This window comes from Sulfurovum sp. (genome assembly GCF_049668085.1).
Classification (GTDB): Bacteria; Campylobacterota; Campylobacteria; order Campylobacterales; family Sulfurovaceae; genus Sulfurovum.
This window is the reverse complement of record NZ_JBATIY010000175.1, coordinates 46097-55413: the sequence shown is the minus strand read 5'-3', so window position 1 is coordinate 55413 and position 9317 is coordinate 46097. Positions and strand designations below refer to the sequence as shown.

Sequence of the window (9317 nt, the reverse complement as noted above, 5' to 3'; positions counted from 1 at the left end):
ATTACACAAATGGAAAAGCATTTTATGAAAGAGGGTGTGTATCTCTCTGCTAGTGATGCAGACAGTGAAGGTGAAGAGGGAGGGTACTTCATCTATGAATATGTGGAAGTAAAAAAAGATCTACTGGCCCAAGGATTGAATCTTCATGAGATAGAAACAGCATTGGCCTATTTAGGTATAGAAGAAGATGGAAATATTGATGGGGATTTTTCTCATATACATATTACCAGTGACACAGTACCGTTGAAGTTGGAAGAAGTGAAGACATATTTAAGAGAGGTTAGCAGCAAAAGAACCTTTCCTTTTATAGACAGGAAGATCATCACGGCATGGAACGCGATGATGATCAAAGCACTTTTTACCGCTTCTGTACTTGAGCCTGAATATCTTGTCTTGGCTGAACAGCGACTGGGAACACTTTTAAACATAATGCGAACCAAAGATGGACTTTACCATCAAACACTTCTAGGTAAAGCGCCTAAGCAAAACGCATTACTGGAAGATTATGCTTTTTTGATGGATGCGATGATAGAAGGATATGAAAAAACATACCATAAAGCATATCTTGAAGAACTACGATCTCTAGCCAAGGAATCCATAGTAAAGTTTTATAGAGAGGGGAAATGGTATTTGAGTCATGATGGTATAGAAGCAGAGGCTGATTTTGATGACAGGTATTATACTTCGGAATTGAGTGTCATGTTGGAAAACTTGGTAAGGCTTACGGGTCTTACAGAGGAGCTCTCTTATCATGAGTTAGCCAAAAAGACTATTCAAAACTCCGGGGCTGTGTTAGAAAAATTCCCTGCCAAAGCACCTAAGCTCCTTCATACCTTTTTACGTCTCAAAATGGGAAATGTCATTATCAAATCTAAGCTCGAAAAGTTGCAAAAAAACAAAAAAGAGATAGAAGCAATACAATATCCTTTTATTTTAAGCAAACCCGAAGAGAGTGACAAGTATCTTGCCTGTAAGATCAATAGCTGTTTTGCCTATGATGATAATATTACAGCCTTGATACAACAAATAGAAAAAGAGTTGAAATAAAACATGTTAAAAATGAATGATGATCTGGAAGGTGCACTCAAAGAGTATCTTGCATTACTAGACGAAGAAGAGTATTTTGAAGCACATGAAGTGCTAGAAGAGGCATGGCATCCTTTGAGACTGGGGAATCACCCCTTGGCAAACTTGGCAAAAGGATTGATCAATGGGGCGATTACATTTGAGCATATTAAACGCAACAGAAAAAATATGCAGAACAAAGCACAGCGTGTCATTGCCTCTTATGAAAGGTATAAACATTTGTCTGCAGAGGGTATCGAACATGCAGTACTTTTTAAACAAGCATGTCAAAAGATAGAGTCTTTGAAAATAAAACATGCTGAGGTCTTTAATGTTCTGGTACCATAGCACTACAAAACATTCCTATAATTCAGTACGGACCAATCCAAACCGAATATCCTGGGAGGATCAGCCTAGTACCTATAAAAATTATCCTGACAGTTATGAAAAACGAAAACTGGATCTGGATAAAGCAGAAGATAATTTTCTTTATCATATAGCGGGATTGACCGCTAAGAAAAGTTATCCAAGCGGAGAATATTATCTGCGTATCAATCCTTCTGCAGGAGCACTCTATCCTAATGAACTCTATTTTCAGGCACGAGGGGTAGAGGGTATAGATGATGGTGTGTACCACTATGAGGTAAGTTCTTCGTCCTTAACTCTGCTTCAGGCTATTACACAAGAGGACGGGTTAGAACCGTATTTGGGGTATAGAACGGCTATGAAAGGATATCTCTTTTTAGTCTCTGCTGTCTATTATCGTTCTTCATGGAAATATAAGAACCGTGCATTAAGATACTGTCTTTTGGATGGAGGACATCTTTTAGGCAGCATAGAAGCTTCTGCACTGCTCAAGCCAAATGCTGTGCAGATGGTGTATAACATAGACAGAGAAAAACTGAACCGTATGTTCGGTTTTGAAGGAAGGGAGTGGATGTTGTCCGGGTGTTCTATGGCAGTACCTATGCAAGAGCAAGAAGTAGTTCCCATAGAGTTTTCACTTCCCTATGTGGATGGAAGCAGAACCTTTGAGCCTAACCCTCTTATAGAGCAGGCATACAATGAAACCATACAACTGGAGGCATGTAAAAGAGAGATGAAGGCACCAAAATTTACCTACAATTCCACGAAACTTAAAGAAACGATTTTTACACGAAGGTCTCAAAGAGGTTTCGAGGAAGGTGCCATCACCAAAGGGCAATTCAATTACATCATGGAAGCCATACATCAACCTATACTCAGTGACTGCGATGAGGATGTTTCTGTATATATGGTCCTAAACAGGGTACTCGATATGCCGTTGGGGCTCTATAAAGAAGGTGAGTATATTAAGCATGGAGATTTTGCCAGAAAAGCAGGGTATTTGAGTTTAGAACAGTATAGCCTCTCTATGCAGGGAGCAGTAGCCTTTTTCCTGACCTCTAAAGCAAAGAACTATCAGGCACTGTACCAAAAAGCAGGAATCATAGGACATAGACTTTATGTGGCTTCTCTTTATTTAGGGATAGGGTGCTCTGGTATCGGTGCCTATTACGATGATGAGGTTAATGATTTTGTAGAGAACGATGAGATGGTATTGTATGCGTTAGCGATAGGGAAATAATCTTTAGGGTGGTTTGATCAGTTTTTAAATCTATACCCTAACGCTTCTAAATGGTTCCGTAATGGCTCAGGGATATCGCCCTGAAATTCTAAAGTATTGTCTTTAATAGTCCCGCCTGTGCCTAATTTCTTCTTGAGTGTCTTGAGCAATTCCTGGAGAGCTGTCTTATCTAGGTAAAAAGGCTTGACGATGGTGACAACTTTTCCTCTACGTTTTTCTTTTGCAAAGTGCAGTTGGTGTTTTTCAGGTGCTTTTATCTCAGTAGCGATCTTTTTGGTGGGTCTGTCTTTGTTGTCCGAACTCCAATCATCTCCAAAGTCTGCACCCATTTCAAATAGATTTTTCTTCACTTGCTTCTCCTAACTATACTCTGTATCAAAAAGTATACCAAGTATAACCATGAACATAAGTAGAAAGATCAATATTTTGTAAAGGGTTTCATCACTCGGGAGTCTCATCTTCAGCCTATCTCATAAATAATTTCAGTTTTATTTTTCTTCGTTTGGATCTCTTTAATACTGAGACCTTCTATCGGAAGTTTCATAAATGCTTCTAGAGATTCTATACCAGCTTTAGCTATCTCGCGCAAGACGATACCTCTATACGCTTTTGCCCAATGACTGACCACTTTACCCTCTTTGATGAATTTAAGTGTGGTGTAGGGTTTAGTGGGTTTATAGAACTTGTCATAGAAACCTGCACGCAGATCCAGTATCTCATCTTCAGCCAGGTATGTCTCCATTAGTTTTGCAGAGTGCTCATGGTAAAATTTTTCTGTTTTGATGTCATCTACGGCTTCCCCCTGTTTGAGTTTATACTCAGGGATGAGATCTGAAGCACGTATAGGTCCAAAGAGATTGGAAAAAAGGATGACATGGCTGTCTATATAGTATTGTGAATCCTCATCCAGTTTCTCATAGCCAAGATAATCAAAAGCCACTCCTGTATATCTTTGGATGGCTTTCATCGTGAGTTCATGAATGATATCTTTTTTATGTACAAGGATATCTGCCTCTTTTTTAAGACCAAACATTTTAGAAAGGGTAGCCATATCACCTTTTTGTAAAACATTTATATACGTGTGTAAGAGTTTTGTTCTGTGAGGTAGAAGTTCATCAAAAAGTAAGCTTTCTAGGTTAAAGGAGAGATCTCCTCCCGATTTTTTTGTTTCACTTGGTGCCAGTAGTATTTTCATTATATTTAGCCTAAACCCTTCGTTTTGTATGGATGTATTCTATAGAAATTACCTAAAAAAGAGAAATTTTTATAAATTTGTCTAAAACCCTTGACATTAAAAACTTTTTTCCCTATAATTCCCGTCCATTTTAAGTGTAATAACTTTTAATGATGGTGCTGGTGTAGCTCAGCTGGCTAGAGCAGCTGATTTGTAATCAGCAGGTCGGGGGTTCGAGTCCCTTTACCAGCTCCATGAAAGAAATATAATTATCAGTGTTTGACCAGTATAGATTTTAAACATTAAGGTGAGTTACTCAAGTGGCCAACGAGGGCAGACTGTAAATCTGCTGACTATGTCTTCGAAGGTTCGAATCCTTCACTCACCACCATATGTTAAATCGCATAAAAGATGCGGGCGTAGCTCAGTGGCTAGAGTTCCTGCCTTCCAAGCAGGCTGTCGAGGGTTCGAATCCCTTCGCCCGCTCCATAAACTGGGAGCTGTGTGAATTATGTATTTAACACACTAATACCTTCACATGCAAAAGCTTTCCTTTTTTATTCATTTTATGACTTTAACACACAAATAGTAATTATATATACAATAGAGTTGCCCATATGGCTCAGGGGTAGAGCACTTCCTTGGTAAGGAAGAGGTCGTGAGTTCAAGTCTCACTATGGGCTCCACCCTCCATGATAGTATGGACAAAAGTATTACAGTTTTGTAATAGTTCTGTCCATATGGGTATGGGGTCTAAGATAATTTGGGTATAATACTGCCTTTAAAAACATTTACGCTAGGAGAAAAGCATGGCTAAAGAAAAATTCGAACGAACAAAACCGCATGTAAACATCGGTACTATCGGTCACGTTGACCACGGAAAAACTACATTGACTGCTGCAATCACAATGTGTTTAGGACTTAAGAATGGTCAAGCAACAATGGATTATGACCAAATTGATAATGCTCCAGAAGAGAGAGAAAGAGGAATTACTATTGCTACTTCTCACGTAGAGTATGAAACAGAGGGTAGACACTATGCTCACGTTGACTGTCCAGGTCACGCCGATTATGTTAAGAACATGATTACTGGTGCTGCTCAAATGGACGGTGCTATTCTTGTTATTGCTGCGACTGATGGTCCAATGGCACAAACTAGAGAGCACATCCTTCTTTCTAAGCAAGTAGGTGTTCCATATATCGTTGTATTCTTGAACAAAGAAGATCAACTTGATGATGAAGATAAAGAAGAGATGTTAGAGCTTGTAGAGATGGAAGTACGTGAACTTCTTTCTGAGTATGACTTCCCAGGTGACGATACTCCAATCGTAGCTGGTTCAGCATTCCAAGCACTTGAAGAAGCTAAAGCTGGTACAGCTGGTGAGTGGTCTGAAAAGATCTATGCACTTATGGACGCTGTAGATGAGTATATTCCTGAGCCAGTAAGAGAAACTGACAAAGACTTCTTGATGGCTATCGAAGATATCTTTACTATCCAAGGTCGTGGTACTGTTGTAACTGGTAAAGTTGATCAAGGTACTGTATGTGTTGGTAATGAAGTTGAGATCGTTGGTCTTAAAGATACTCAGAAAACAACTGTAACTGGTGTTGAAATGTTCCGTAAAGAAATGGATTGTGGAGAAGCTGGTGATAACTGTGGTGTTCTTATCCGTGGTATTGAAAAAGAAGCTGTACAAAGAGGTATGGTTCTTTGTAAACCAGGTTCAATCACTCCTCATACTGAATTTGAAGCTGAGATCTATGTTCTTACTAAAGAAGAAGGTGGTAGACACACTCCATTCTTTGACAACTATAGACCACAGTTCTACGTTCGTACAACAGACGTAACAGGTTCAGTTAGACTTCAAGAAGGTACTGAAATGGTTATGCCAGGGGACAATGTTAAAATCAATGTTGAACTTATCGCTCCAGTTGCACTTGAAGAAGGTACTAAATTTGCTATCCGTGAGGGTGGTAGAACAGTTGGTGCTGGTGTTTGTTCTAAGATAATTGCTTAGTAACACCTGTGTGAGAGGCTTGCCTCTTACACACTTATCATAGGAGATAACAATGAGAGAAACAGTTCACTTAGGTTGTGAGAAATGTACAAGACGTAACTATCACACCAATAAAAATAAGAAAACGACAACAGAAAAACTTGCTCTTAAAAAGTATTGTAAATGGTGTAAATGCCATACAGTACACAAAGAGATGAAGCTGTAATCGGAGACTTTTGTTAGATGCTATTGGGCTTTGTCCCATAGTATTATTTCTAGGCCAATAGCTCAGTTGGTAGAGCACTGGTCTCCAAAACCAGGTGCCGTGGGTTCGAGTCCCTCTTGGCCTGCCACAATAAAAGGTAATATATATGGGAAAAATTTCAACATTTATAGCACACGCGAAAGCGGAGATTCATAAAGTTATATTTCCAACAAAAGTACAAGTAAGACAAGCATTTTTAGCAGTTGTTCTAGTAGTAACTGTAATATCAATATTTTTAGCATTGGTTGACTTTTTAATGTCATCAATCGTATCAACAGTTTTATAGGATAGACAATGGCTTATCAATGGTATGCAATTCAAACATATTCAGGTAGTGAACAATCTGTAAAAAGAGCAATTGAACAACTTGTTGTTGATTATGGTATTGAAGATAAAGTTGAACGTATCGTCGTTCCTACAGAAGAAGTGATCGAAGTCAAAAATGGTGAGAAAAAGATTACTGAGAGAACATTGTATTCTGGGTATGCTTTCGCACATATAGACCTGGATACTGACCTTTGGCATAAGATACAGTCTTTGCCAAGAGTATCTAGATTTATCGGTGAACAAAAGACACCTACTGCCCTTACAGAAGCAGATATCAAAGTGATTTTAGACAAAATGGAGCAAAAATCTGCACCAAAACCTAAAGTTGATTTTGAAACAGGAGAAATGGTACGTATCGTAGATGGTCCATTTGCCAACTTTACAGGTATGGTTGAAGAGTATGATCTTAACCATGGTACATTAAAGTTAAATGTTTCAATTTTTGGTAGAAATACACCAGTCGAAATTCTCTATACACAAGTAGAGAAAATTATATAAGACCTAACGGTCAAATCAAACAAAGGAAGAACAGATGGCAAAAAAGATAACTGAAAAGTTCAAAATGATGATCCCAGCTGGATCAGCAAATCCATCACCACCAGTAGGTCCGGCACTTGGACAACGTGGTGTAAACATTATGGAGTTTTGTAAAGCTTTTAATGAAAAAACAAAAGATAAAATGGGGTTCAAAATTCCTGTAATCGTTACTGTATATGCAGATAGAAGTTTCACATTTGAAACTAAACAACCACCTGCAAGTGACCTTATTAAAAAGGCTGCTGGAATTAAAAAAGGTACAGATAACCCTATTACAAACAAAGTAGGTTCTATCACAAAAGCAAAACTTGACGAAATTATCGATCAAAAAATTGCAGACCTTAACACAAACGACAGAGAAATGGCGGCAAGTATTATCGCTGGTTCTTGTAGAAGTATGGGTGTTGAAATCGTAGACTAGTCTTTTTTAAAGACAATCATAACCACATGATTTTAAAATGTGGGAGCATATAAAGCGGAGAATAAAATGGCAAAAAAACCAAGTAAAAGAAGAGAAGCACTACTTAAAATAGTAGATGTTACTAAAGCATACGGCGTAGATGAAGCAATGGCTACACTTAAAAACCTTAAATCAGCTAAATTTGATGAGACAGTTGAAGTTGCACTAAACTTGAACGTTGACCCAAGACATGCAGATCAAATGGTTAGAGGATCAGTTGTTCTTCCTAATGGAACTGGTAAAAAAGTAAGAGTAGCAGTATTTGCAAAAGACGCTAAAGCAGATGAAGCTAAAGCAGCAGGTGCAGATTTGGTAGGTTCTACAGAGCTTATTGAATCTATTCAAGCAGGTAACATCGATTTTGATATCGTTATCTCGACACCTGATATGATGGGTGTTCTTGGTAAAGTAGCAAGAATCCTTGGGCCAAAAGGTCTTATGCCTAACCCTAAGACTGGTACAGTAACTATGGATGTTGCTAAGGCAGTTGAAAATGCCAAAGGTGGACAAGTTAACTTTAGAGTAGACAAAAAAGGTAACATACACGCTGGTATTGGTAAAGTTTCTTTTTCAGAAGCGCAAATCAAAGAGAACTTTGTAACGCTTCTTGAAACGGTTAATAAAGCAAAACCTGCATCTGCAAAAGGTAGATATATTACTAATGCAGCTATTTCATTGACGATGAGCCCATCAATTACACTTGATACATCTGAAGTAATGGATATTAAATAATTCATGTATAAAGAGGGTATACGCCCTCTTTATATTATTTTCAAACAAGAATTACTATGTTAGTTTTTGTTTGAGGGTAATTTTTACTACTCATAAATCTTAGATTGAAGATAAGAGGGGCGAAAGCTTAATTAATATATTTGAAAGAGTATATGGTCCTTTATGGAACCCTTTTAGAGATCGAAAGGAGAATTATATGACTAGAACTAGAAAAGAAGAGTTAGTTGCAGAGATGGCAGCAGAGTTTAAAGACGCTGGCGCCATTATTGTTTGTGATTATAAGGGTATGACTGTTGAAAATCTTGAGATCGTAAGAAATCTTGCTAAAGATGAAGATACTAAAGTCCAGGTAGTAAAGAATAAATTGGCACGTATCGCATTAAAAGATGCAGGATGTGAAGATATTGAATTTACAGATACAAACCTTGTAATCTGGGGTGATGCACAAGTTACACCTTGTAAGATCGCTGACAAAGCAGCAACAGACTTTAAACAAAGTTTTTCAATCAAAACTGGTTTGATCAAGGGTGAAGTTGCTAGTATGGATACCATTAATGCAATGGCTAAACTTCCTACTAGAGATGTCCTTCTTGGTATGCTCCTTAATGTTTGGAATGCACCGGTACAAAACTTTACAATTGGTATGCAAGCACTTGCAACTAAAAAAGAAGAAGAAGCATAGAGTGGTGAGAGCCACGGGGCTCTTTTAATTTGAAACTGTAAGATGTTTCATATCATATGAATTATAATTTAAGGAATTAATTATGGCAACAACTAAAGAAGATGTTCTTGAGTTTATCTCAAACATGTCAGTACTTGAGCTTTCTGAGCTTGTAAAAGAATTTGAAGAAAAATTTGGTGTATCTGCACAAGCTACAGTAGTAGCTGGTGGTGGTGCAGCTGCTGGTGGCGAAGCTGCTGAAGAGCAAACAGAGTTTGACGTAGTACTTACAGATGCAGGTGCTAAGAAAATCAATGCTATTAAAGCAGTAAGAGCGATCACTGGTCTTGGTCTTAAAGAAGCGAAAGCCGCTGTTGAAGAAACTCCATCTGTACTTAAAGAAGGTGTTTCTAAAGAAGAAGCAGAAGAGTTCAAAAAACAAATCGAAGAAGCTGGTGCTTCTTGTGAGCTTAAATAAGCATTCTTATTTGAG

General features: G+C 38.1%; 12 protein-coding genes, 5 tRNA genes and 1 pseudogene. 16 read left to right on the top strand and 2 right to left on the bottom strand.

Features of this window, described 5'->3' with window-relative positions; translation table 11 throughout:
- From WBM70_RS10800 to WBM70_RS10790, 3 genes and pseudogenes are all read left to right on the top strand, one after another.
- Positions 1–1047: pseudogene (locus tag WBM70_RS10800) on the top strand (thioredoxin domain-containing protein); the annotation flags it as partial.
- A gap of 3 nt (positions 1048–1050) precedes the next feature.
- The gene (locus WBM70_RS10795; protein ID WP_424558507.1) at positions 1051–1413 is read left to right on the top strand and encodes a DUF309 domain-containing protein; all 363 of its coding nucleotides are present in this window, start codon (positions 1051–1053) and stop codon (positions 1411–1413) included.
- Entirely contained in the window at positions 1397–2671 is a 1275-nt protein-coding gene (locus tag WBM70_RS10790) for a SagB family peptide dehydrogenase (protein ID WP_424558506.1), read from the top strand. Before WBM70_RS10795 ends, WBM70_RS10790 begins: the two co-directional genes overlap by 17 nt.
- 17 nt (positions 2672–2688) lie before the next feature.
- On the opposite strand, the gene WBM70_RS10785 is transcribed toward WBM70_RS10790, so the two are convergent.
- Together WBM70_RS10785 and WBM70_RS10780 are read right to left on the bottom strand one after the other, a co-directional pair.
- On the bottom strand, positions 2689–3021 hold the full coding sequence (locus WBM70_RS10785) for a translation initiation factor (protein WP_424558505.1): 333 nt from the start codon (positions 3019–3021) through the stop codon (positions 2689–2691).
- Positions 3022–3131: 110 nt separating this feature from the next.
- Entirely contained in the window at positions 3132–3866 is a 735-nt protein-coding gene (locus WBM70_RS10780) for a YaaA family protein (RefSeq protein ID WP_424558504.1), read from the bottom strand.
- A 157-nt stretch (positions 3867–4023) separates the two neighbouring features.
- Between WBM70_RS10780 and WBM70_RS10775 the strand changes: the two genes are divergently transcribed.
- The 13 genes from WBM70_RS10775 to rplL all read left to right on the top strand — a co-directional run bounded on the left by WBM70_RS10775 (position 4024) and on the right by rplL (position 9302).
- Positions 4024–4100, top strand: a tRNA-Thr gene (locus tag WBM70_RS10775).
- A 51-nt stretch (positions 4101–4151) separates the two neighbouring features.
- Positions 4152–4236 (top strand) — tRNA-Tyr (locus WBM70_RS10770).
- 22 nt (positions 4237–4258) lie between these two features.
- A tRNA-Gly gene (locus tag WBM70_RS10765) sits at positions 4259–4334 on the top strand.
- A 122-nt stretch (positions 4335–4456) separates the two neighbouring features.
- Positions 4457–4531, top strand: a tRNA-Thr gene (locus WBM70_RS10760).
- A gap of 123 nt (positions 4532–4654) precedes the next feature.
- On the top strand, positions 4655–5863 hold the full coding sequence (gene tuf, locus WBM70_RS10755) for an elongation factor Tu (protein ID WP_424558503.1): 1209 nt from the start codon (positions 4655–4657) through the stop codon (positions 5861–5863).
- A 52-nt stretch (positions 5864–5915) separates the two neighbouring features.
- Positions 5916–6068, top strand: a complete 153-nt coding sequence (gene rpmG, locus WBM70_RS10750; RefSeq protein WP_008245833.1) for a 50S ribosomal protein L33 — start codon at positions 5916–5918, stop codon at positions 6066–6068.
- A gap of 51 nt (positions 6069–6119) precedes the next feature.
- A tRNA-Trp gene (locus WBM70_RS10745) sits at positions 6120–6195 on the top strand.
- Positions 6196–6213: 18 nt separating this feature from the next.
- Positions 6214–6393 (top strand): preprotein translocase subunit SecE, encoded by a 180-nt coding sequence (gene secE, locus WBM70_RS10740; protein WP_424558502.1) that lies wholly within the window; start codon positions 6214–6216, stop codon positions 6391–6393.
- Between the two features lie 8 nt (positions 6394–6401).
- Complete coding sequence (gene nusG / locus WBM70_RS10735; RefSeq protein ID WP_424558501.1) at positions 6402–6932, top strand: transcription termination/antitermination protein NusG; 531 nt, start codon at positions 6402–6404, stop codon at positions 6930–6932.
- Positions 6933–6966: 34 nt separating this feature from the next.
- Entirely contained in the window at positions 6967–7392 is a 426-nt protein-coding gene (gene rplK, locus WBM70_RS10730) for a 50S ribosomal protein L11 (RefSeq protein ID WP_424558500.1), read from the top strand.
- A gap of 66 nt (positions 7393–7458) precedes the next feature.
- A complete protein-coding gene (gene rplA / locus WBM70_RS10725; RefSeq protein WP_424558499.1) occupies positions 7459–8163 on the top strand; it encodes a 50S ribosomal protein L1 in 705 nt (234 codons plus the stop codon).
- Between the two features lie 196 nt (positions 8164–8359).
- Positions 8360–8845 carry a 50S ribosomal protein L10 gene (rplJ, locus tag WBM70_RS10720; RefSeq protein ID WP_424558498.1) on the top strand — a complete coding sequence of 162 codons (486 nt, stop codon included), beginning with the start codon at positions 8360–8362 and terminating at the stop codon, positions 8843–8845.
- 82 nt (positions 8846–8927) lie between these two features.
- Positions 8928–9302, top strand: coding sequence for a 50S ribosomal protein L7/L12 (gene rplL / locus WBM70_RS10715; RefSeq protein WP_424558497.1), 375 nt, complete (start codon positions 8928–8930; stop codon positions 9300–9302).
- Positions 9303–9317: the final 15 nt, after the last annotated feature.